At 59.0% G+C, this 24,851-nt stretch carries 15 protein-coding genes; 8 read left to right on the forward strand and 7 right to left on the reverse strand.

Annotated features, from left to right (window positions below; translation table 11 throughout):
* Positions 1-349: 349 nt before the first annotated feature.
* From MPRO_RS11460 to MPRO_RS11470, 3 genes are read right to left on the reverse strand one after another with little or no spacing between them, the layout of a single operon-like run.
* Positions 350-3,163, reverse strand: coding sequence for an Hsp70 family protein (locus MPRO_RS11460; RefSeq protein WP_067292131.1), 2,814 nt, complete (start codon positions 3,161-3,163; stop codon positions 350-352).
* Between the two features lie 8 nt (positions 3,164-3,171).
* Positions 3,172-5,034: an Hsp70 family protein gene (locus tag MPRO_RS11465; RefSeq protein WP_067292134.1), complete on the reverse strand. Its 1,863-nt coding sequence runs from the start codon at positions 5,032-5,034 to the stop codon at positions 3,172-3,174.
* Positions 5,031-5,651, reverse strand: a complete 621-nt coding sequence (locus MPRO_RS11470) for a DUF2760 domain-containing protein (RefSeq protein WP_067292138.1) — start codon at positions 5,649-5,651, stop codon at positions 5,031-5,033. Before MPRO_RS11470 ends, MPRO_RS11465 begins: the two co-directional genes overlap by 4 nt.
* Before the next feature lie 466 nt (positions 5,652-6,117).
* Here MPRO_RS11470 and MPRO_RS11475 point away from each other — a divergent pair, with 466 nt between their 5' ends.
* The gene (locus MPRO_RS11475) at positions 6,118-6,804 is read left to right on the forward strand and encodes a pseudouridine synthase (RefSeq protein ID WP_067292195.1); all 687 of its coding nucleotides are present in this window, start codon (positions 6,118-6,120) and stop codon (positions 6,802-6,804) included.
* Between the two features lie 190 nt (positions 6,805-6,994).
* Here the strand turns inward: MPRO_RS11475 and MPRO_RS11480 are convergent, their stop codons facing one another.
* On the reverse strand, positions 6,995-8,725 hold the full coding sequence (locus MPRO_RS11480) for a DNA recombination protein RmuC (RefSeq protein ID WP_067292141.1): 1,731 nt from the start codon (positions 8,723-8,725) through the stop codon (positions 6,995-6,997).
* Between the two features lie 150 nt (positions 8,726-8,875).
* A complete protein-coding gene (locus MPRO_RS11485; protein WP_067292144.1) occupies positions 8,876-9,820 on the reverse strand; it encodes a LysR family transcriptional regulator in 945 nt (314 codons plus the stop codon).
* 101 nt (positions 9,821-9,921) lie between these two features.
* On the opposite strand from MPRO_RS11485, the gene mdlC reads away from it, so the two are divergent.
* The 5 genes from mdlC (at position 9,922) to MPRO_RS11510 (ending at position 19,381) form a co-directional block, all read left to right on the forward strand.
* A complete protein-coding gene (gene mdlC, locus MPRO_RS11490) occupies positions 9,922-11,526 on the forward strand; it encodes a benzoylformate decarboxylase (protein ID WP_067292148.1) in 1,605 nt (534 codons plus the stop codon).
* A 61-nt stretch (positions 11,527-11,587) separates the two neighbouring features.
* Positions 11,588-12,607 (forward strand): TRAP transporter substrate-binding protein, encoded by a 1,020-nt coding sequence (locus MPRO_RS11495; RefSeq protein ID WP_067292151.1) that lies wholly within the window; start codon positions 11,588-11,590, stop codon positions 12,605-12,607.
* A gap of 51 nt (positions 12,608-12,658) precedes the next feature.
* Complete coding sequence (locus tag MPRO_RS11500) at positions 12,659-14,110, forward strand: aldehyde dehydrogenase (protein WP_067292153.1); 1,452 nt, start codon at positions 12,659-12,661, stop codon at positions 14,108-14,110.
* A gap of 256 nt (positions 14,111-14,366) precedes the next feature.
* Positions 14,367-15,572, forward strand: a complete 1,206-nt coding sequence (locus MPRO_RS11505; protein ID WP_067292157.1) for an MFS transporter — start codon at positions 14,367-14,369, stop codon at positions 15,570-15,572.
* A gap of 248 nt (positions 15,573-15,820) precedes the next feature.
* The gene (locus MPRO_RS11510; RefSeq protein ID WP_067292160.1) at positions 15,821-19,381 is read left to right on the forward strand and encodes a DEAD/DEAH box helicase; all 3,561 of its coding nucleotides are present in this window, start codon (positions 15,821-15,823) and stop codon (positions 19,379-19,381) included.
* A 49-nt stretch (positions 19,382-19,430) separates the two neighbouring features.
* On the opposite strand, the gene MPRO_RS25790 is transcribed toward MPRO_RS11510, so the two are convergent.
* Positions 19,431-19,691: a hypothetical protein gene (locus MPRO_RS25790; protein WP_158651799.1), complete on the reverse strand. Its 261-nt coding sequence runs from the start codon at positions 19,689-19,691 to the stop codon at positions 19,431-19,433.
* Between MPRO_RS25790 and MPRO_RS11515 the strand changes: the two genes are divergently transcribed.
* Positions 19,677-20,612 carry a hypothetical protein gene (locus MPRO_RS11515; protein WP_158651800.1) on the forward strand — a complete coding sequence of 312 codons (936 nt, stop codon included), beginning with the start codon at positions 19,677-19,679 and terminating at the stop codon, positions 20,610-20,612. The two genes, MPRO_RS25790 and MPRO_RS11515, sit on opposite strands and share 15 nt — an antisense overlap.
* A gap of 163 nt (positions 20,613-20,775) precedes the next feature.
* Positions 20,776-21,816, forward strand: coding sequence for a hypothetical protein (locus MPRO_RS11520; RefSeq protein ID WP_158651801.1), 1,041 nt, complete (start codon positions 20,776-20,778; stop codon positions 21,814-21,816).
* Positions 21,817-21,844: 28 nt separating this feature from the next.
* Here MPRO_RS11520 and MPRO_RS11525 read toward each other — a convergent pair whose 3' ends face one another.
* A complete protein-coding gene (locus MPRO_RS11525) occupies positions 21,845-24,739 on the reverse strand; it encodes a UvrD-helicase domain-containing protein (RefSeq protein ID WP_082708682.1) in 2,895 nt (964 codons plus the stop codon).
* Positions 24,740-24,851 lie beyond the last annotated feature (112 nt).

A 24,851-nucleotide genomic window follows, 5' to 3' on the forward strand; every position in this document is an offset into this window, starting at 1 on the left:
TGGCACTGTTGCCGTCCCCATCATCAGCGCCAGAATAGGCTGAAGGGAGAGCGGCAGGGCCTTGAGGATCGGCGGCCGGCCGTAGAAGTCGAACAGGGAGGTACTGCGGTTGCGCGTGGTCATGGCGAGAGCCCCAGGAAGGTCATTGTGATCGAGCGTCTAGGAGGCTGTCCGAGAATGCTGGCCGTAGCGAGAGCCGACTGATTTGAGTGGGTTTTTGCGGTGTTTTAAGGCGAATAGTGGTTCTATTTAACGCAAAACAGCACAAAAAACAGCCAAACTCAGGTGGCTCGCAGTAGGTTGAGTATTGTCGGACAGCCTCCTAGGGCCTTCCTGTCGCTTATGCACCTCAGTCGATCAGTTTGAGCCCGGACGGCAGTTTTTCGCCGAAGATAAGCTGAGTTTCGGCATCATTAAGTTCACGGGCCTCGGCCACCAGCTCGACCCAGAGCGCAGGGGCTTTGGCATCCTGCAGTTTTGCGATCACCCTTTGCCGGTCTTCCGGCTCCAGATCGCGGCTGCGATCACCGCTCATGCGCGCCAGCATCACGGCGGCAAAGGCGATCTGCTGGTTTTTCTTCCAGTCCTCTTTCAACAGCCGTTGCAGCCAGGTATTCGCCACGTCCGCCGGGATAACGCTATGGGCACTGCGGTGAAACAGCACCCGCGCACCTATACGCCCCAACGCCCACCAGCTGGTTGCAGGTTCACCTTTTTTCTCCAGCCGTTTGAGCAGCCAGTTGCCGATCTGGATTTTAGTGTCCACCGGCAGGCGCTCAAGCCCAGCCACCAGCTGTACCATATCGTCATAGGCGCGGGTCTGGAGTTCGGCCAGCAACTTGCGGTTGCGCAGCACCGCAGGATCAAGGTAACGGGCCATGTCATCGAACAGCTGCTGTTGCTGCTGCTGATCCAGGCCACCGGCGGCGCGGCGCCAGAACACCCACCAGTTGCTCCAGGCCGGGTTGCCCTTGTCGAACTGCAGGCCCTGGTCATACAGCTGCCAGGCCTGCTGAATACGCCAGTCATCCAGCGGGTAACCGAACCCCGGCCGCAGGCCGTAACCAGCCAGATTAAACCAGACGCGTTCGTGGGCTTCGGAGCGACGACGCTTGCTCTGGCCTTCAAGCACAGTATCAAACAGGGCGCGCAGCAGCGCCGTGCTCCAGCCGTCGCGCTTGCCGAGCAACTTGTCCAGATCGTTGCGCAGGGTTTTGACCGCCTTGGGATCGAACTGCTTGTTACTCTGGCCGAATACGCCCTCGATCAGCGCCTTTGCCGCCTCAAAGCCCGCCGGCAGCTCGGCCAGCGCGCTCTTGCCAGCACGCTTGCGTGCAAGGTCGCGTCTGATCTGGAATTCGACATTCCAGCGCTGGCGACTGTCGGCCAGGGCGACGCACTCTATCTTCAAGGTGCCAACCTCGGTCAGGCGTGTAACCAGTTCGACTTCGACCTCGTCGACCGCCTGAGCCCCCGCGGTTTTGTCGTTCTCAAGTGCTGCCATCAGCGGCGGCAGATCAACGAAGCTGTCATCCGCAAGCCAGACCAGCTCGCCCGCTTTAAATGCGCTATCGGCACTGGACGAGAGCAGGTGAAAGCGTACAGGTTGGCCAAGGCGCAGCGCAAATCGACGCTCGCTGAGCACAATTTCCTGCCCCTCTTCGGCGCCCCTGGGCAACAGACAGACGCCCTGAGGCGCCTCGTCAGCGCCATCCTGGGTGCCGTCGAGGCGCAGAAAATAACTGCGTGCCGAACCGCCACCAATGCGCAGCGTCGCGCCGCGCCGCGCCAGGCCATAAGCCACGGAACCGCAGGCCACCGCCAGATCAGGCTGACTGTTATGCAGCTGCTGCACGGCCTCACCACGCCACAGATTCAGCGTTTCGAGCAACCGCGTGCTGATGGCCTCGCTGTTAAAAACACCGCCGTTAAAGAGCACGGCATCGGGCACCGCCGCTGCATTAACATCACTCAGCCCCAGGGCATCGCGACAGGCCGAGTCGTGGCGCCCCAGAAACTCGGCGATATGCTTGCTGATGGCGGCGTCCGCCGCATAGGGCAACCCAAACTCCACTACAGCGTTGCGCCGCTGCTGCGGCCGGGCGCTGAAATCTTCGACAGGAAAAAAGCCATCAAGGGCAATCGCGCGTACTTCGTCCCGGCTCAGCTCGCAGCTTTTGGCACCGCCAATCAGGGAGGCGCCGGCACCCAGTACCGTCACGGCGGCGCTGTCGGGGGCATTTTCCTGCAGCAGGCGTTCCTTGGCCTTGCGGGTCTGCTGGATCAGCTGCGACAGGCTGGCGGCGCGCAGCTTCTTGCCACCGCGGCTAATGCGCTGCTCGGCCCTATGGGCCAGCGTCAGATCGATATTGTCGCCGCCCAGCATCAGGTGGTCCCCCACCCCGACCCGGTCCAGTGTCAGCGCACCCTCTTTTACCGCCACCTTGATCAGGCTGAGATCGGTGGTGCCACCGCCGACATCACACACCAGCAGCAGGCGCACCTTTTCCAGCAGCGTAACCGCCTGCTGCTGATTCTGCGCGTGCCAGTCGTAACAGGCCGCCTGGGGTTCCTCCACCAGCAGTACGTCTGGCAGGCCCGCCAGTGTCGCGGCCTCGACTGTCAGCGCCCGCGCCCCTTCGTCGAAGGACGCCGGCACAGTGATAACAACCTCCTGCTGCTCCAGCAGATCAGTGGGATATTCATGGTTCCAGGCCTGGCGGACATGGCTCAGGTAACTGGCACTGGCCAGTACCGGTGAAACCCGCGCCACGCCCTCGGCCGCCGCCCAGGGCAGAATGGCCGCACTCTGATCGACCTGGGTATGGGACAGCCAGCTCTTGGCACTGCTGACCAGCCGACCTTCCACCCTTGAACCCAGCTCCCGCGCCCACTCCCCCACTACGACCTGACCCAACTCGCCCGGCAATGCCGGTTTGGGCCAGGGCAGCAACAGGTCTTCGGCCACCAGTTCACCCTCGGTGGGGTGGTAACGAAACGACGGCAACAGTGGCTTTTTCGCCACCTCTCCGGGTGCCACCAGCTGTTCGATTTCGAAGATCGCAGAGCGCGCCGCTGCGGCACCCTGGCTGATATCCGCAAACGCCACTGCTGTGTGGGTGGTACCAAGGTCAATGCCAACGATAAAGCGGGGAGACTGCATCCGTGTGATTACCCTTCCCTTACATCCAGTTCAACCTGCCAGCGCTGACCACCGTCAAGCGCTATAGCTTCCAGGCGCAGGGTGCCAAGTTCCGTGACCCTTGAGGCTACAGACACTGCGACCACCTCTCCTGGCTTGCGCCCTTCCACCGGCAGCTCCGCCTGCACCTCGGGCAGCTCTTCCAGTTCCTGCGGCTCCCAGTACTCCAGCAGCATGCCGGCGTCGTCGTCACGCCTGGTGGTGGAACCAAAGAAGCGAAAACGCACCGGCGCCCCCACAACCAGACCAAACTCCAGCCCAGGCACACTCACTTCAGTACCCTCTTCCATGCCAAAGGGTGCCACGCAAAGCGCCTGCAACGGCGGTTCCATACCCGGAATGGCCGGCATCGAGCTCTCGATACCCACGTAGAAGGCGCTGGCGATACCGCCACGAATACGTACGCCCTGGCCACGGCGTACCGCACCGTAATAGGCCGAACCACGCGCCACTGCCAGATCCAGATCCAGCCCCGGCAGCAAGGTCGCCCTGGGGGCAGCGGCGTCATCCAGCCAGCTGTTGATAATGCCCATCATGCGATCGGCCAGCAGTGGCGCCTTGAGCACACCGCCGTTGAACAACACCCGGGTGGGGCGGATAAAGTCGTCGCTCTGTTCAGCGGTGTCTACCGCCTCGAACAGCTCATCGGCCGCAGCGTGCTGACGACTCAGGAAAGCCGCCAGATGGCGCGAGATACCGGCATCCTGTGCATAGGGCAAGCCCATGCGGGTCAGGGCACTGCGGGTCTGCTGTGCCGGGTGCTCAGCGATAGACACCTGGGGGAAAAATCCGTCCACCAGTGTCTGCTGCACTTCTTCCTGGGTCAGTTCGGTACGCAGGGTGCCACCGAGCAATTTGGAGCCACGGCTCGGCACTGATATGGCAACCGAGGCAAGCTCGGGGTCAGCCAGCAGCGCTTCCTTGGCATCGCGGCACGCCTGGGTAATGCCCAGAACCTGCCAGGGCTGCAGCTGAGTGCCCTGCTGGGCCAGCTTCGCCTTGAGGCGATAGGCCAGCGCCAGATCCATGTTGTCACCGCCGAGCAGAATATGATCCCCCACCGCCACGCGGTTCAGCACCAGGTTGCCGTCGTCTTCGGTCACCGCCACCAGGGAAAAGTCAGAAGTACCCCCACCGACATCCACTACCAGAATGATATCGCCCACGCCCACCTGATCGCGCCAGCTACCGTTGCTGGCTTCAATCCAGCTGTAGACTGCCGCCTGGGGCTCTTCGAGCAAGGTCAGGTTTTTGAAACCGACCTTGCTGGCAGCCTTGGCGGTCAACTCCCGGGCGGCCGGGTCGAAGGACGCAGGTACGGTAAGAGTGACATCCTGCTCGCTCAGCGGCGTCTCTGGATACCAGTAGTCCCAGGCCTCGCGCAGGTGCTCAAGGTAGAGACCTGTGGCATCCAGCGGCGATACGCGTGGCACTTCTTCCGGGCTGTTCAGCGGCAGGAAGGCGGAATGGCGATCGACATCACCGTGGCACAGCCAGCTCTTGGCGCTGGCGACCAGCCGGATCGACGTCTTGCTGCCCAGTTCCCGCGCCAGGGTACCCACGATCACCGGTGCCTGCGCCCAGGGCAGGCGAATCTCGTCGACGGACAGTTCGGACTCATGGGCCTGATACAGAAAGGATGGCAGCTGCCATTTCTCATCTATGGTGCCGGGGGCCGTGAGCTGCGGAATTGGCATAACTTCGATACGCGGCGCGGCATCGGGCTCCGCCGCAGCGGACTGCAGATCGGCATAGGACAGCACACAGTGGGTGGTGCCAAGGTCGATACCTACGGCATAGCGGCTGCCACCTGAATTCTGTTCAGTAGTCATAGTTCAACCTCTGCCGGAGCAATAACACGGGTATCATGACCGGACGCCAGCTTGGGCAATTTAACCTCGGTCACTTTCCAGCCACGGTGCACCAGGGTGCCGGTAAAAGGCGCCGTACCCACAACATTGCCAGTCAGGCGCACTTCCTGGGCATTAAAGCCTTCGGCCAGGGTAACGCGAGTCTCTTCGTCCTCAGTACGCACCGGCTCCAGCGTAAAGTAGCTGTTCAGCGCTTTCTGGCTGCCTTCATGCACCACGCGGGCGGCGGCGCCAATATCGGCATCGGAGAAGCTGCCAAGATCTTCACGCACGAAATCCACAAAGCGCGCTTCCTGCTGCAACAGGGACAGCAGCTGCAACGCCGTATCCGGGGTTATTTCCTTCAGCTGTACCGCCGCCTGAACCACGGGCTTGCTCTGCACCGGCGCCTGGGGCGCGGGTGTAACTTCGGCCCTGGGTGCGACCACAGGCGCAGCAGCCTGCTCTGTACCTGAATCCGCAGCGCCTCCGCTGGTGCCCTTCGCCAGCCACAGAAGCAGTAATATCAATGCCAGCACCGCAAGGCCAAGGTGCCCCGCATCCAGAGTGGTCGGCATCATTGTCAGATTAAAAGTCATTCCAAGCTCCTGTTAATGTTCAAATCCCGGGCACCGAGGGCGCACATTGTACCCAAACAGACTCAATGCGTTGAGATTTGATTATCAATCACCTATGCGGCCACTATTATGACGGCCATAGTCAGACTCACCCAAGCCGCGCCATCGCCTGAAAAAGGCAGCAAAACGCAGGCCAGCGGGGCCTGCAATGCCAAAGCAAGCCCGAAAGGAGCCCGCCAGAGTGGTATCTGGGTAACTGATCTGCGACACCCGGCTCGCCAGCGCCTGTCAGACACTGGCGAAACAATGCACCCTGATGGGTCAAGATGCCCAAATAGCTGCGCTGCTATAGCCTCTCGCCAACATTCAGCGCAAAGCGAGCTCTCGCTAAACGGATCGATTTCATCCGGGTATACCCAACCCTTGTTTCCAGCCGCAAGCCAGGGATAATGAGCCTCCGCCCTCACACCCTGAAATGCTGCCTGCCATGCGTCTGGATAAATTTGTCTGTAAAAGTACCGCCTTGACCAGAAGCGAAGCCACCCAGGCTATCAATGCTGGGGAGCTGAGCGTCAATGGCAGCATTGTTCTGGACGCCGCCACTCAGGTGCATGAAAACAACAGCATCAGCCTCAATGGCCAGATTCTGAAGGCGCGGGGCTTTCGCTATATTCTGTTTCACAAACCTGCTGATACCATTTGTTCGAATGTGGATGAAGTCTATCCATCCGTCTTCAAGCATATAGACGTTGATAACCCCGCAGAGCTGCATGTGGCCGGGCGCCTGGATGCCGATACTACCGGGTTGGTGCTGGTCACCGACGATGGCCGCTGGTCCTTCGAGATCATCCGGCCAGACAAGGCCTGCAGCAAGGTGTACCGCGTGGGGCTGACCTACCCCATTGCCGATGATGTTGTCCAAAGATTTGCCGATGGCCTGCAGTTACAGGGCGAACAGAAGCTGACCCGACCTGCGGTGCTGGAATTGGTAACCCCAAAGGAAGTGCTGCTGACCATCACCGAAGGCAGATTCCACCAGGTAAAGCGCATGTTTGCCGCCGTGGGCAATCGCGTGCTGTCGTTACATCGTGAAAGAATCGGCCAGATAGGCCTGGATGTTGCCGTGGGGCAATGGCGCTACCTTAGCGCCGACGAAATAAGCTCCTTTGGGTAAACGCGGCCGTTGAAATACTGCGCCCAGCCCCGAACGGAGTACACCCACCCAGTAGGATGTGGTGCAGCGAAGCGAAACCCATCAGTCGATGGCGCATTGTTGGGTTACGCCCATCGTTGGGTTAGGCCCCTTCGGGCCTGCACCCAACCTACATACCGATACAGCCACTGTATCGGCGCCGATTTTCCGCCTACTCCAACACCTGCACGCCCTGTAATTCCTGCAACTCCTCACCCAGTTCCAGGTTGGCCCGCTCCACCAGCTCGGCCGGCAGCTCTTTTTGTACCGAGACCCCCAGGTCCTTGAACTCCGACGCCTGCTTGATCAGGTTCGCCTTGCCGCTGTAGAGCTGGCCAAAGGCCTTGTCGTAGCTGGCCCGGGCGCGGTCGAGCTGATTGCCGACCCCCTGCATGCTGGTCAGAAAGCCATTAAGCTTGCTGTAGAACTTTTCCGCCCGGCTCGCCAGCTCCGCGGTGTGCTTGTTCTGATCTTCAAAGCGCCACAGCTGGCGCACTATATTCAGGCTGGTAAGCAGGGTGGTCGGGGTGGCCACCAGTACGTTGCGCTCGATGGCGCGCTGAAACAGGGTGTCATCGTACTTCAGCGCCTCGACATAGGCGGACTCGATGGGAATAAACATGACCACCACTTCCGGTGAATTCAGCCCTGGCAGCTTGAAGTAATCCCGATCGGCCAGCTCGGAGATGCGATCGCCCACGGCCTGGGCATGGGCAGCAATTGCCTGGTTGCGCACCAGGTCAGAGTCGGCGTTGACGTACTCGGTGTAAGCCAGCAGCGATGTCTTGGCGTCGATAATCAGATGCTTGTTCTGGGGCAGATAAACGATGGCATCGGGGCGCTGCCGGCCCTCTTCGGTGTTGAAGCTGACTTCGCGTCTGTAATCGATGCCAAGGCGCAGGCCTGAGTTATCCAGCACGTTCTCCAGCATCAGCTCACCCCAGTTGCCCTGCACCTTCTTCTGCCCGCGCAGCGCAGTGGTCAGCTTGTCGGCCTGATCAGTGATTTCCCGGTTGAGCTTTTGCATGTTCTGCAACTCGGTGCGCAGCTGCACGCGTTGTTCTGCATCCCGGGCGTGGATATCCTCCACCTTGGCCTTGAAGCCCTTCATCTCGGTATGCAGCGGACTTAGCAGATTGCTGATGCTTTCCTGGTTCAGCTCCTTGAAGGCCTTGCCCTTGCGCTCCAGTATTTCGCTGGCCAGGTGCTCAAATTCCTTTTTCAGCGACTCACGACTGTCCTGCAGCAACTTGAGCTGCTCGGCGAAGTTCTTCTGTTTTTCATCCAGCGAGGTTTTAAGCTCGCTGTGCTGATTAGACAAGTCACCATAGCGTGCCTCCAGCGCTTTGAGCTCTGCCTTGGCCTCTTCCCACCAGCGCTGGTAGTTATCCTGCGCCTGCTGTTTTTCCTCCTGCGAAGACTTCAGCTCACTGTGCTGATTCGACAGCTGACCGTAGTGCGCCTCCAGCGCTTTGAGCTCCGCCTTGGCCTCTTCCCACCAGCGCTGATAATTTTCCTGCGCCTGCTGTTTTTCCTGCACCTGGATCTGGGCGCCCTTGAGTGCTTCCCGCGCCTGGTGCTCGGACTGTCGCAGCTGGCCGATCTCCGCTTTTTGCTCAGCGCTGATCCGCTCCTGAGTCGCCATCTGTTTCAGGGCACTGTCGCGCTCCGACTCCAGCCTCACGGCGTCCATGTCCCGCGCCGCCTTGGCCTGGGTCAAGGCGGCCAGCGCGGTCTGCTGTTCGCTCTGCACCCGCTGCACGCGGGCAAGCTCGGCCTGCGCCATTTCCAGATCCCTGTGCAGCTGCTGAGTGTCACCCTGGGCACGCCAGTGGGCGAGGGCCCAAGCGGCGATAAACGCCAAGATCGGCAGAACAATAGTGAGGATCGCCGTGGTTTCCATGTGGTGACTCCATTCTTGCGGGCGGGCGCAACTGACTGAGGGCGCTTGATTTTTGGGCAAAAGCGACTTTAGCGAAGGCTTTGGCCTGTAGCATGAAATACTACCTGCCTTTGAAGCAAAGGCTATAGATGCATGCCATTAGGCGGCACTTTACACAGTTTTCCCAGTGCTCAGCATCGCCCGGGCAGGGCCATCATCGCCACCAGCCCCCACTGCCTCAATAATCGCCGTTCGTAGCCAGCACTCTGCGGGCGATGCCGCGCTGCGACTCTGCCAGTGTATCGCCACATCAAAGGGCGCCACCTTGAAGGGCAGTTCGTACACTTTAAGCGGCACGCTTGCCGCAAAGGTGCAGGCGATCTGATACGGCAGCACCACCATCAGATCGCTGCCCTGCAACAAAGCCGGCAGAATGGAAAAATGCGGCACGACCAAACTGATCTTGCGGCGGATCCCCAGTGAGTCCAGTACGTCCTCAGCCATCCCATGACCGGAAAATCGGGGAATTACGGCATGACGCTGACGGAGAAATTCATCCAGCGTCAAGTTATCCGGGGAAGGCGCGTAACGCTCATTGATTACACAAACATAGCGTTCGGCAACAATAAACTGCCGCTCAATACCCGGTGTGCTGAGCGGGCGGCTGCAGATTGCGGCGCTGACCTTGCCCGTTATCAGCCACTCATCGACCTTGTCGATCTCCAGCGGCACCACTTCCAGCTCGACGCCCGGCGCCTGGGCATGCAAGTGTCTAAGTATCACCGGCAACAGCGCCATCTCCCCCAAATCCGTCATTGCCAGGCGAAATCGCTGCTCCGACAGTGCCGGATCGAAGTGTCGACGGCTACTGATAGCCCCATCAATCTGGATTAATGATTGCTGAAAAGTGACATACAGCTGCTCGGCAATCACCGTCGGCTCCATCCCCTCACGCGTGCGCACAAAGAGCCGGTCCGCACACAACTCCCGCAAACGTGCCAGCGAGTAACTCACCGTTGGCTGGGTGACATACAACTGCTCGGCGGTAAGGGTCACACTGCGCGTTTCATACAGTTTGACCAAAGTGCGTATCAGGTTGAGATCAAATCGGGCCATTAATAGATACCATCTATTTTAATAAGAAATACTATCAATTTGATCTATTTTAACAGGCTCGCTAGTTTAGGTACCAGAATTGATATCCCGGAGATACACACATGGCTACCGTTCATTCTGCCACCTACGACTTACTGCGCAGCCAGGGACTGACCACCGTCTTCGGTAACCCAGGTTCCAACGAACTGCCTTTTCTGCGCAACTTTCCGGAAGACTTTAACTATGTTCTGGGGCTGCATGAAGGTGTAGTACTCGGTATGGCGGATGGCTTTGCCCTTGCCAGCGGCAAAGCGACCCTGGTCAATTTGCACGCCGCAGCCGGTACCGGCAATGCCATGGGGGCGCTGACCAACGCCTGGTATTCCCACTCTCCACTGGTGCTGACCGCAGGCCAGCAGGCACGCGCCATGGTGGGCGTAGAATCAATGCTGACTAACGTCGACGCCGTGCAACTGCCCCGCCCACTGGTGAAATGGAGCTACGAGCCGGCCTGCGCCGAAGATGTGCCACGCGCCCTGAGTCAGGCGATTCATACCGCCAACCTGCCGGCTCGCGGACCTGTGTATCTCTCCATTCCCCATGACGACTGGGCACGCGAAGTCAGTGACGACTCGGCACTGTTAGTAGAAAGGGAAGTCTGCAGTAACGGACTGCCCTCAGCCCAACAGCTTGCTCGACTGGCTGGGCGTCTTAATGGCGCGAAAAACCCGGTACTGGTACTGGGGCCGGATGTCGATGCTTATCAGGCCAACGCGCTGGCCGTTACCCTGGCAGAGCGCCTGTGCATGCCTGCCTGGGTTGCACCTTCGGCGTCGCGGTGCCCGTTCCCGACCCGCCACCCATCATTCCGCGGCGTACTTCCGGCGGCAATTGCGGGGATTTCGGCGCAGCTGGAGGGGCATGACCTGATTCTGGTTGTTGGCGCACCGGTATTCCGCTATCACCAGTACGCCCCGGGTACCTACCTGCCCGCAGGCGCCCAATTGATTCATTTAACCTGCGATGCTCAGGAAGCAGCCCGCGCTCCCATGGGCGATGCCTGGATCGGCGACATTCATGCCATGCTGGAGTCGCTTCTCCCCCTGGTTGACCAGCAGCAGCGGCCGCAGCCAAAGGCCCTGCCCAGCCCACAGCCGGTTTCTCAGCCTGAGCCCCAAGCAAGTGGCGCCGACTGGATGGCACCGCAGACTCTGTTTGATCTGATCAATGCCCTGGCGCCCGAGGATGCCATTTACGTCAAGGAGTCCACCTCCACTGTCAGCGCTTTCTGGCAGCGTGTCGAAATGCGCCACCCTGGCAGCTACTACTTCCCCGCCGCAGGCGGCCTTGGCTTTGGCCTGCCCGCTGCGGTAGGCGTGCAACTGGCACAGCCCGGTCGACGCGTGATAGGCATCATCGGCGACGGCTCAGCCAACTATGCCATCTCCGCTCTGTGGAGTGCCGCCCAGTACCGCGTCCCGGTCATTTTTATCATTCTGAAAAACGGTACTTACGCTGCACTGCGCTGGTTTTCGCGCTTGCTGGCTGCCGAAAACTCCCCCGGGCTGGATGTTCCGGGGCTGGATTTTTGCGCCCTGGCCAGGGGCTACGGTGTTCGAGCGCTCGAGGCCAGCTCGCCTGAAGCATTCACAACAGCGTTTTCACAGGCCCTTGGCATGCAGGAACCGGTGCTGATCGAAGTCGCCACCACCACCATCGAGCCATAGCACACCAATAGATCTCACTAAATCACCCATCCTGTCCAACAACAAAAGCAAGGATAACAGCATGAAGAAGCTCCTTTCCCGCTACCTGCTCGCCGCCTCCATCACGGGCCTGAGCATCACCGCCACGGCCGATACCACGTTGCGTCTGGCGCACCTGTGGCCGGCGACCTCAGCCGTACAAAAAGAAATTTTCGAAACTTGGGCACAAAGCGTACAGGAGGCTTCGGCCGGCGAACTGCAGGTGGAGATTTACCCCTCGCAGACGTTAAGCAAGTCCAACAAGGCCTACGATGCCGTGGTCAACGGCATCGCTGATATCAGCGTGACACTGCAGGGGTATACCGCAGGCCGCTTCCCGCTGTCGGAAATCGTGCAGCTACCGGGCGTTGCCCACAATGCTCCCCAGGGCGCCTGTATTCTTCAGTCGTTATACGATAACGGGGCCATTGCGCAGGAATACAGCGATACCCATGTCCTCTTTATGTTCACCACGGGTCCTGGCTACCTGCATACACGCGACACCGATATCCAGTCACCCAAAGACCTGGAAGGCTTGCGCATACGCCGCCCCAGCGAAGTGGCTGGCGAGATGCTGAGCAGCATGGGAGCCCAGCCTGTTGGCATGCCGGCACCCGAAATCTACTCCGCCATGCAGCGTGGCGTGGTCGACGGTCTTAGCTTCCCCTGGGAGGCCATGAAGGTTTTCCGCATCAACGAGCTGGCAAACTATCACATGCAGGTGCCCTACTACACCGGCATCATAGTGGCGACCATGAACAAGGGGGTTTACCAGAGCCTGTCGCCCGAAATGAAGACGGTTATCGATAACAACAGTGGTATGAAATGGGCCATGACCGCCGGCAATGTCTTCAATCGACTGGATGAAGAAGGCCGTCAGGAAGCCATTGACCTTGGGCACACCATTCGCGTGATGGACGATCCGCTAAACGATGCGCAATGGTCAGTACCGCTCAAGCAGGGCACCAAAAATTACCTGAACACACTGCAGCAGCGGGGCCTTGAAACAGCCCAGGATGTATACCAGTCCGCACTGGACCTGCGCCAAAGCTGCGCAAGCTGACACCTGATCCAGACCGCAACCATAATAACCAAGCCCAATTGCGAGGATGTCATGAATAAATTGTCACTGCTGATCGCCGGCCAACACTGCCAGGCACAGGACAACGCCACTTTCGTGCGCCATAACCCGTTTAACGGTGAAGCCACAACCCTGGCCGCTGCCGCCAGTGTGGCTGACGCCAAAGCTGCGGCCGATGCCGCCTCAGCGGCCTTCCCTGCCTGGTCAAGCACCAGCCCGGGGGTGCGCCGAACCAAGCTGCTAAAAGCTGCCGATCTGATGGAAGCTCACCAGGCTGAATTCATCGAGGCTATGGTCGCCGAAACCGGTGCTACCCCCGGCTGGGCCGGGTTCAATGTCATGATCGCAGCCTCAGTACTGCGCGAGGCGGCGTCGCTGACGACCCAGATCGGCGGCGATATAATCCCTTCCAACGTGCCCGACAACCTGGCCATGGGCATTCGTGTTCCCTGTGGCGTGGTGCTGGGAATCGCCCCCTGGAACGCGCCCATCATTCTGGGTACCCGTGCCATCGCCACCCCGCTGGCCTGCGGCAACACTGTGATACTGAAAGCCTCAGAGCAATGCCCAGCAACCCACCTGCTGATCGGCGAGGTGCTAAACAAGGCGGGCCTGGGTGACGGGATCGTCAATGTCATTACCAACGCGCCGGAACAGGCAGCCGAGGTAGTCGAAGCACTGATTGAACATCCGGCGATACGGCGCATTAACTTTACCGGTTCTACCCAGGTGGGCCGCATTATTGCGGAAAAAGCCGCACGTCTGCTGAAACCGGTGCTGCTGGAATTGGGCGGCAAGGCTCCACTGCTGGTCCTGGAGGATGCGGACCTGGATGCCGCCGTTGATGCCGCCGCCTTTGGCGCTTTTTTCAATCAGGGCCAGATCTGCATGTCGACCGAGCGCCTGATAGTCATAGACACCGTGGCTGATGCCTTTGCGGAAAAGTTGGCGAAAAAAGCCCGCTCCCTCAAGGCGGGTGATCCGAACGACACAACAAACATGCTCGGTACCCTGGTCAGCCAGGAAGCAGGCCTCAAACTCAATGCCCTGCTGGACGATGCCCTTGGCAAGGGCGGGCGCCTGCTGTCAGGCGGCAAGGCGGATGGCGTGATAATGCAAGCAACACTGATTGACGGCGTGCAGGAGCATATGCGGCTGTACCGTGAAGAGTCATTTGGTCCAATGCTCGCGCTGATCCGCGTCAAGGACGAAGCCGAGGCGATTCGGGTGGCCAATGACAGCGACTATGGACTTTCGGCTGCGGTGTTCAGCCAGAACATCGCCCGTGCCATGAAAGTTGCCGGCCAGATCGAATCGGGCATCTGTCATATCAACGGGCCCACCGTGCATGATGAACCCCAAATGCCCTTTGGCGGCGTCAAATCCAGTGGTTACGGCCGCTTTGGTGGCAAGGCCGGGATTGAGGAATTCACCGAACTGCGCTGGATGACGGTACAACTCGGACCCCGTCATTATCCTATCTGACCTTCTGCGCTTAGCCTCCAGCACATACCGGTGGCCTGATCGCCGCCGGTATCCTCCGTTCGACCTCAAGCAACCCTTTTGTCAGAACTCTCCTGCACATCCAGCGACATTTAACACAGCGAATGCAAAAAGCGATCACTGCAACCGGTCGCTTGGCATAGAATAGTACCCGCCCCGGCATCAAAGATGCAGCATCACAATGGCCGGGCGCCCAATTTGCCACACTAATAATGTTCAGCCGTCACAGGGAAGCTGCATGAGTACGCCGGGATACGGATATCTGCTGCAAAATCAAAAGGGTTTGCTGGGCATTGCCTTGCTGGCTGTGTTCTCCGGTAACTTGGGGCAAAGCTTTTTTATCGGTTTGTTTCAGGCTCCACTGGCTGAAAAGCTCGGCCTGAGCGCCGGTGAATTTGGCAGCGCCTATGCGGCTGTTACCCTCTGCGCCGGCTTCCTGGTGCTCAATATAGGTCCGACCCTGGACTGGATTCCTCCCAGACGCTTTGCCCTGATGGTGCTGGCTGGCATGACCAGCGGAATCCTGCTGCTAACATTGTCGCCCTGGTTTCTGCCGGCGTTGCTGGGGCTGGGGCTGGTACGCCTTTGTGGCCAGGGACTTTTTACGCACCTGGGCAATACGCTGGCCGGGCGCGAATTCACCATCGCCCGCGGCAGGGCCCTGGGGCTGGTGAGTCTGGGTGTGCCCATGGGGGAAATGCTGCTGCCGCCGCTGGTGGCGCTGGTACTGCTGGTGCTTGGCTGGCAGGCGCTCTGGTGGAGCTTTATCGGCGTCCTGCTGCTGGTCTGGCTGATGCTAATGACGCTGCTGCCCTGGCCCAGCGCCCCGGCAGCTCGGCCTGATCGCAGCCAGAGTGACAAGGGTCCCAGACCCCTGCGCGAGCGGCGTTTCTGGCGAATGCTACCGCTGCTGATGACGCTGCCCATCACCATGACCGGCATTTTCATCTACCAGGCCCAGATGACCAGCGACTTTGGCGCCTCCCTCGCCACCTATGCCCTGGCCCTGACCGCCATGGGCGCAGCACGACTGCCAGGGGCACTGCTGGCGGGGCGCTGGGTGGATCAGATAGGCCCGCAGCGTATCGCCCGGCTCTATATTCTGCCCTTTGCGCTGGCGCTGGTACTCGCGCTGCTGGTCGGCGGCGATCTGGGCATCTGGCTGCTGCTGATTGGCGGCGGCCTGACCATGGGCATGCAGGAACCTGTGGTCAACAGCCTGCTGGTCAGCCTCTGGGGCGGCGAAAACCTCGGCCGCGTGCGCTCCACCCTCAGTGCCTGCATGGTCTTCGCCACCGGTATCGCTCCGGCGCTGCTGGGCTTTCTAATCGACTGGGATATCAGCTTTCAGCGCATACTCCTGGGGGCCCTCGTCGGTCTCGTACTCGCCTGGCTGCTGTCTCTGAAAACTCTGGCTGAGCCTGGCTGTACCCCGCCCGGTTGAACCCTCGCCGCACTGCAGATGTGGCTGCGGCACCTTAACCTGTAGGGAGCCAATGAGCTTCAGGCGAATTGCATCGCGGCGGCGAGACCCAAGTCAATAGCGCTATCGCTGCGCGATGCTTGTCGGAATTCGCAAGCTCACTCCAACCTGCAAAAGCGGCTATCTGGTCTGGACCGGCCAAAACGCTCTGGCTTTTCGGGTTGACACCTTTTAGCCTTGTCTCATTTTTACCGACCGAGCTTCCACGCATGGCAACATTCGGCCACACCTGGTGGGGCGAGCAATGGCTCAGCGCCTTCAATGGTATCGATGATACTAACCGACTGCCCCGCGGCCGACGCTATGCCGCCAACGGCTCAGTGCTGCGCATTGAGATCCAGGGCACCCGCGTGGATGCGAGGGTACGGGGCAGCCAGCGCACACCCTACAGAGTTGCCATCAGCCTGGATGCCTTTGACGCGACACAACGCCAGCAACTGCTAGCGGCGATCAGTGATGACCCTGCGATACTGTCTCGGCTGCTGAACCGGCAATTGCCGCACCAGGTGCTGGATATTGCCAGCGCGCTCGATATTCAGCTGTTTCCCAGGCGCTGGCATGATATCAGGGCCAACTGCTCATGCCCGGACTGGGCCGTGCCCTGCAAGCATATCGCCGCCGTGATTTACCTGATTGCCAATGAAATCGACAAGAACCCCTTCCGGGTGTTTGAGCTTCACGGGCTGGATCTGGCCGCGGAGCTGGAAGCCCGAGTGGGCATGCGCCTGGAAACCCTGGAGGCATTACCCACACCGCTAACATTCTGGGCTCAGGCACCGGTTGTTGAGGGCTGGTCACCGGCCGAGATCAGTCAGTTTGACGCCATCGACCTGACCGGAATACCGCCGTTGCAGGACAAGCTCCTGACCATACTGTCCGGCAAGCCCCTGTTTTACCCGAAAGATTTTCGCGCCACCCTCGCCAGCCAATACAAGCGCACGGCCCGCGAAGCCAGCCGCTTTGACGACGAAGCTCAGGAACCCTGGATGGCGGCGGATCAGTTGCGGGGGCTAACATTCATCATTGATGAAAACGGCCACTTCCTGCACGCGCTCAACCACAACGATGAGACCCAGCGCCCAACGGCCACCGCACCCGATACGATAGATACATCGCTGGATACCTGGCTGCAGCGTCTGAATGCCGTGCCGCCGGGTCTTGAACCCTATCTGGCCCACCCGCTGTTGCTCTGGCGCCTGCTGCTACGCGTCGCACTGAAGCTGATTGAACAGCGTGCCTATGTTCCGGCGGTGCTGAATAATAGTGCTGATGAGACCCTGATACACTGGCGCCCCGCCACCAGCAGCGCCCCGGTGCAGGCGCTGATGACGGCTCTGCAGGCGCTTTGCCCACCCAACCTGGTACTGCTGCAGCACAAGCCCAAAGGGCGCCGCGCCGCTATACAGTTATATGGCGATACACAGACACAGATTCAGGCGGCACTGCAGCTGATCCTTTCCCATTTTATAGCCCGGGGTTATAGCCCAGCGTCGGCGACTGCCGCCTGCGAGCCCATCGAGCAGCTGTTTTTCGGCGGTAAAGCGCAACGATTCGAGCGCTTTGAAAGCGCCGAAGCCCCCCGCGTTATCCGCCACTGGCTCAACCGCCTGTCCCTGAACGAGCGCAGCCACAAGCTGTTCCTGCAGGTTGAAGAGCGCCTCGATGATCGCCTCAGTGTGGATATCCGCATTGAGCAGCGCAGCAACGGCGCTCAGCCCACGGCGACCGCTGCGGACGGTCCTCTGCAATCTCTGGACAGCCTGCTGGCCGCGCCTGAGTTGTCGCAAACCCGTATACAGGTACTGGCCGACCTTGCGGTACTGGCAGACTACCTGCCGCAGATCGAGCAGCTTTACCGCCAGCAGGGTCGGCTTGCCGAGCTCGATTTCAGCCTGGCGGAATTCACCCCCATCTTCCGCCAGACCCTGCCAGCGCTGCGCATGCTCGGCATTCAGGTTATTTTGCCCAAGGCCCTGCGCGATCTGGCCCAGCCTCGCCTCAGCCTGGCGCTGTCCGGCGAGGGTACCGAAGCCGCCGTCAACTATCTGAATCTGGATCAGCTATTGCAGTTCGACTGGCAGATCGCCATCGGTGATCAGCGCCTGGCGGTGAGTGAATTCCGGCAGCTGGTGCAGGCCTCCTCCGGCATAGTGCGGCTGCTGGATCAGTATGTATTGGTCGACGATACCGAACTGCAGCGTCTGATGACCCGCCTGGATGCGCTGCCCGAATCGCTGTCGCGTTTCGAGCTGCTAAAGGCCGGGCTGGCCGAAGAACTGGATGATACCCGGGTGGACCTGGTGGGCGGTGCCCAGTCACTGTTTGATCAACTACTGCAGCGCCAACCCGCCCCGCTACCCGCAGGCCTTAATGCAAGCCTGCGCCCCTACCAGCTGCGCGGATATGAATGGCTGGTGCAAAACGCACGCATCGGCTTTGGCTCGCTGCTCGCCGATGATATGGGCCTGGGCAAGACGCTGCAGGTCATCGCCGCCCTGCTGTATCTGAAGGAGACCGGCCAGCTCGACAGCCGCAAGGCACTGGTGGTGGCGCCTACGTCCCTGCTAACCAACTGGAGCCGCGAGATCACGCGCTTTGCCCCCGGATTGCGCGTGCAGATTTACCACGGCGGTGCGCGCAGCCTGGCACTGGCTGAACACGATATTATCCTCACCAGTTATGGTCTGGTGCGTACAGACGCCAAGGCGCTGGGCAAGCACGACTGGCGCGCACTGGTGATTGATGAAGCCCAGAACATCAAGAACCCGGGCAGCGCCCAGACCAAGGCCATCAAGAAAATACGGGCGGATATCCGCATCGGCATGAGCGGCACCCCGGTGGAAAACCGGCTGCTGGAATACTGGAGCCTGTTCGACTTCAGTAATCGCGGTTATCTGGGCACCCAAAAGCATTTTCAGGCCGAGTTCGCCAACCCGATTGAGCGCGATCGCGATCAGGGCCGGCTGGAGCGTTTTCGCAAAATTACCGCGCCCTTTATTCTGCGGCGGCTTAAAAGCGATAAACAGATTATCAGCGACCTGCCGGACAAGATCGAAAGCAACCGCTACTGCGCCCTCAGCACCCAACAGGCGGCCCTGTACCAGAGCACCCTGGATGCGATCATGCAAGATCTGCAGGCCAGCGAGGGGATCGAGCGGCGCGGCATTATTTTCAAGCTGCTTAATGCCCTGAAGCAAATCTGCAACAGCCCGGCGCAGTTCCTCAGCCAGGACCAGGCCCTAGTGGAAGACTCCGGCAAGCTGGCGGCCTTTATGGAAATCATGACCGAGCTGGATGGCTCCGGCGAGAAGGCGCTGATTTTCACCCAGTACACACGCATGGGCGACCTTTTGGCCGACAGCCTGCGCCGGCAATTCGGCTGGGAAGTCCCCTTCCTGCACGGCGGGCTATCCCGCAAGCAGCGTGACGAGATGGTCGAAAGCTTTCAGAACGAGCGCGGTGTGCGCGCCATGATCCTGTCACTCAAGGCCGGCGGCACCGGTCTCAACCTCACCGCCGCCAGCCAGGTTATCCATTACGATCTGTGGTGGAACCCGGCCGTGGAAGCCCAGGCCACAGACCGTGCCTATCGTATCGGCCAGCAGCGCAAAGTACTGGTACACCGCCTGATCACGGAAAACACCTTCGAGGAAAAAATCGACGCCATGATCCAGAGCAAAAAAGAACTGGCGGATCTCAGCGTCGCCAGCGGCGAACAATGGATCACCGAGCTATCGGATCAGCAACTGCGCGAGCTGATCTCCCTATAGGAGGCTGGGATTAACAACCTCGGCAGGCAGGCATAACCACCATCAATCTTCACAATTCAGGGCAGCCCCCGGTAGAATTCACCGTCCAACCCAGCACATGAGCGCAGCCATTCAGACCATGAACATAGAAATACTGCACGCACACCCCGACAACGCCGCAGCCGACATTCCTGCGATGCAGCGGCACTTTAACCAACTGCGCAAAAAGCTGGCGAAGGAAGAAAAAAAACAGCAAAAATTTGTTCAGGAGTTGGACGCGCTCTGTCACACCTATGCTGAGCAGGTGGTGCCTGAGATGAAAAACAATCATGGGATACTAAAACTCCTCATGCATCGGCTGATCGATTTCTCTACGCGCAAGAGTCTCAGTCAATGGCACCGGGAAGAACTGGAGGCCTGGATCCATCAGCTACTGGCACAGGTTGCCGAATACGACCCCATCGAAGCCACAGCCATTGCCGAACTCTACATGGATAGCCAGTATGAGGCGTTTGGCAAGCGAACACAGGTTCCTGACCCCGGTGAGTTCGATGAATTCGATCCGTTTGGCCCCGATGAGCCTTTCACCAGCGGGGCATCGGAACAGACATATCAAACGGCACCGGATAACGAGACGCAGTCAGATTTTTTCGGCTTTGACGACATTCCGGACTCTGATTCACAGAAAAATTCCCGCTATTTCGATGATTTCGACGCTGATCCGCCGGTACAACCGGCTGCAGCAGTGCTCGACGAAAAATGGTTCAAACAGTTGTTTCGCCGCGCCGCTCAGGCCCTGCATCCAGACAGGGAGCGCGATCCCGCGCGGCGATTACAAAAGGAGCAGCTGATGACGGAGTTGCTGCATGCACGTGACAACAACGACATGATGACCGTCATGACGCTGTATCAGCAGCACGTCAACGATGACAGCCTGCAGATTCCGGAATCCGCCTTCGAGGCCCTGTGTGCGTCCTTGCAAAATCAGATACAAGGGCTGCAGCAAGAGAAAATGATTTACATCTATTCAGATCCACACCGGGCCCGTGTACATGATCTTCTCTATGCCGGCACCCGCAAGAAACAGCAGCAAAACCTCAGAGAGGTGCTGGAAGCGATCCAGCTGATAGGACAGCAGATCCCGGAAATCATCGATGAGCTACGCAACATGAATGACCTGAAGCGCGAACTGCGTAACCGGCAGGAAGAGCGCTATTATTTCATGACCGAGCAGATGGTAGATTTTTACTGATTCGCATTGCGGCACTGCCCCGTCGATGCGAATCTGCAAGGCGCCGGTATATTGCTGCGCTTTCCCCCCACTGCTGCGGGGGTAACGTCTGCTATCCCAATTCAGGCGTTAGCCCTGTAGTATGCGCCCCTTCTCAGCAGCCCCGAGTCCGGCCAAAGCAGCCATGAATATTGACACCCTGCCCGAGCAGCCCGCCAGCGCTGCGGCGCCGACCTCCGCACTGCAGAAACGCTTTGACCGCCTGCGCAAGAACCTGGAACGCGAAGAGAAAAGGCGCCAGAAGCTCGTGCGCGAGCTGGATGAACTCGGTCATATTTATGCCAAGCAGGTGTTGCCGCGACTGAAAAACAATCACCGCATGCTGAAAACCCTGCTGCAACGCCTGATCGACTTTTCAGAACGTAAAAACCTGCGCCAGGGCCACCGCGAGACTCTGGAAGCCTGGGTGTACGAACTGCTGGAACAGGTCGCGCTATACGACCGCAAGGAAGCCGCCGCCATCGCCCAGCAGTACATGCGCACCCAGCTGGAAATCTTTGGTACCTCGAGTCATATCCCGCAGCCGCACTCGACCCAGGCAGACGCCGAGGCAAATGATGACGATAGCCATCATGCAGCCCCTGAATCGGACAAAAGCAAAGCCACAGACCACGCAACGCCTGAGGATGATGCAGCCGAACCCGGTGCTAGCGACGATGCAGCAGAGCGCCAAGACACGGAGCAGGTTCCAGCCGTGGATGACAAATGGCTCCGGCAGCTGTTCAGACGTGCCGCCCAGGCGCTGCATCCAGACCGGGAGCAAGACCCTGCACAGCGGGAGCACAAGGAGCAGCTGATGACCGAGCTGCTGAACGCACGTGACAACAACGACATGATGGCTGTCATGACGCTGTACCAGCAGCACGTGGCAACAGACGCGCTGCAGATTCCGGAATCCGCCTTCGAGGCACTGTGCCTTTCGGTGCAGGCGCAAATTCAGCGCGTACAGCTGGAAAAAAACGACTACATACAATCAGATCCGCAGCGCGCCTTCGTGCACTATCACCTCTACGCTGACAGCCGCCGCAAACAGGTACAAAACCTCGATCGCCTGCTGGATCGCATCCGCCTGATGCGCCTGCAGATCCCCGGCGTCCTCGACGAACTGCGTACCCTCAAGGATCTGAAACGCGAACTGCAGTACCGCCAGCAAGATGGTTATTAACCCCAGCAAGACAGCACATGGCCCCAGATCAGTTTTCTATTAGCGGCGTACTGATCTCGTTCTCTGTGTGGCCGCTGCTGGGGTTCTCTTTCCCGCGGTAGTTTCCACAGCCCCAAAAGGTTCCAAAGCGCCCCGACCTTTGGGCCATATCAGCACCGCACAACGGGCACAGCGGCACCCAAGCGCTACAACTGTCATCAATACAGACTTTGAAACGCCCCGATTTTTTCATGGCCAGGCCGCACTCAGGACAGCCTTTCTCGCGATGGTCACAACGCGGGTAATTACTGCAGCCAAAAAAATCACCGAATGTGCTACGCCTGGCCACCATAGATCCCGTTTCACAGCGACTGCACTTGATTGCCTCGTACAACCGCTGTGCCAGGGAGGTTTCAAACTCATTGAGCTCTATGGGGTATTGATCCCGCTGTAGCTCAATAACAAATTTCGACGCCGTCACCATATCACACACCAGAAAAACCCGGTGGCGGGCACGGGTCAGAGACACATAAAACAGCCGCCGCTCTTCTGCAAATTCATAGGGTTCTGCCGCTGGCAGTAATGCTTCAAGCAGCGGATGTGTCAGTTTCTCGGACGGAAAGCCATGCTTGCCAGATTCCAGCCCCAGGATAATCACATAGTCAGCCTCCTTGCCCTTGGCGGCATGAAGGCTCAGCGCTTCAATATTGAGCTTTGGCCAGTCCCGATTTAGCGCCCTTAATGCAGTGCTATCGGGCAGCCGAAACCAGAAACGTGCCAGCAGATAGACGCTACTGCCGGGTTTGGCATGCTGGGCCAGCTCACGCAGGACATCCTCTAGCGCACGCCAGGGCTGCGCAGGATCCCGACTACGGCGCATAAGCGACACCGCAGGCTGGTTAACCTGCTCGTGAGCTTTTAATTGTTTTGGCACCTGCGCCGGGTTCCGCATCACAAAGCGTGACGCCACCTCACCAATGCTGCTGTTAAAGCGAAAGGTTTTGTCCAGCACAGTGGTCGCGCCGGGCCCAAAGTAATGATTGAACCCGGACGTCAGGCCGACATCGCTGCCGGAAAAACGGTAGATGGCCTGCCAGTCATCACCCACACAAAACAGCGAGCAGTCGCTGTGAGCCTCGTGCAGAGCCTTGACCAGCCGCGCCCTGGGCTCCGAGATATCCTGAAATTCATCCACCAGAATAAAACGCCAGCGCGGCTTGAAACGGCCATCCTGTACATAGGCAAGAGCGCGGCCGATCATGTCATCAAAATCAATTTCATCCCGCGAACTCAGCAAATCCTGATAAAGTTCCAGCACCGGTTGCAGCAACGTCATCGCCGCCTGCAGCTGTTTGCGCTCAGCCGAGCCCGCAATGATCTGCTGCAGTTTGGCGGCATTAAAACAGCCATTTTTGTAACGCCCCAGCAACTGGCTTAACAGCTCGGAAAAACGGCTGATAGCGCCGAATTCACGCAGAGTTTCCAGCACTGCCGCATCAGGCAAGGGGGAAAATGCCACCTGCTGCGCTTCCAGCTTGGCCTGCAGGTTTTCTAGCAACCGACCCTCGCGACGCTCGTAGTGGAAAGTTTCGATCATCGTGGTCTGATGGGTTTCGTGCAGTTCACGCTTCCACTGCATGGACGCAAGGTACTGCTCCCGGTCAATATAGGGTGCTGTATTACCCTGGCGATCAATACCAAAGTGTTCGATATAAATCCCATAATCGGGCAGGTAAAAATCGGGCTGATAGGTACGAAAATCAGGACTTTTAGTTTGGGCTTCATGGTAAATATCTTCGTATACGTAGCCTACCCCCATGCGAAATAGCCAGTTGGCAATCAGGCATTCTTCATAACTTTTAACCGCTTCACCCTTAAAGGTACGTATTTCATTGGCCGTCAGATATTCGAAGTACTCGCCTTCGCTTTTAAAATCAAAGGGGTTCTTTGCGGGGTACAGGTAGTACTGAAAATAGGTGAGGGCCAGGCGACGGTAGCTATCTTGCTGCAACAACTGCTGAAACCAGCTGTCCACTTGGCTGGCCAGCGCCTTGGCATCCTCCGCCAAGGCGCTGATACGGGGTTTGGCGCCTTCAACCTCAGTGATGATAAGCTGGCCCAGCGCATGAAAAGTTTTTGCCGCAACGCCATCATTATCCAAACGGACATGCAGCCTTTCGCGCATTTCCTGCGCCGCCTTGCTGCCATAGGCCAGCAGCAATATATCCGCAGGCCTGGCTTGAGCGCTTTTAATCAGATAGACCGCACGCCCCACCAGCGTACTGGTTTTGCCGGTACCAGCCCCCGCCAGCACAAGATTGTTGTCATCATCGATAATGCAGGCTTCACGCTGACGCTCGGTCAGCGGGTTAGACTCGATGCCATCAAACAATGCCTGAAAACGCTCTTTCTGCCGGGCAACATAGCGGTCTCGAATCAGCTGCACCTGGGATTCATCCCAGTCTGCCCAGCGCTTTAACTGCAAATAAGGCGCACGGGCTTTGTCATCAACAACACCCTGTGCAGGCAGCGCCGTCACCGATGCCAGCGCTTTGGCCGCACGACGCTTAACCTCAAGCCAGCGCCCGGTACGCAAATACCCAGGACGGCCAAGCAATCTGCGTAACTCATTCACCCGCTCGCTGGCAGCACTGGCATGATGCAGATACCAGTTCGCTTCAAGCGTACCTTGCAGTGCTGCGGCACGACTACGAGAAAGCCAGCTGAGAATACGATCTCCCTGCGCTGTTGTTAAGACAACGCTGTGAAACAGAACTCCCTTTTGCAGCGCGGGCACTCTGAGCAACTGTTCCCAGCTAACCGTTTCAGGTTGCGCTCCACGGGCTCCCACAAGCACAAGACCGGCATCGCACAGAGTGGCGTTGCGCCACGACACGCCGACCTGGCGCACCAGCCAATGGGGTCTAAAAATCTGTTCAGTCATCAGCTACCTGCTTGCCTAAAGACCTACACAACTGCGGCGCCAAAATAATACGGCCGGTCATCCATTTGCATCCAATTCGGCGACTATAATAACGCCGCTCTTGCCCTTCCCT

This window comes from Marinobacterium profundum (assembly GCF_001528745.1).
Taxonomy (GTDB): Bacteria; Pseudomonadota; Gammaproteobacteria; order Pseudomonadales; family Balneatricaceae; genus Marinobacterium_A; species Marinobacterium_A profundum.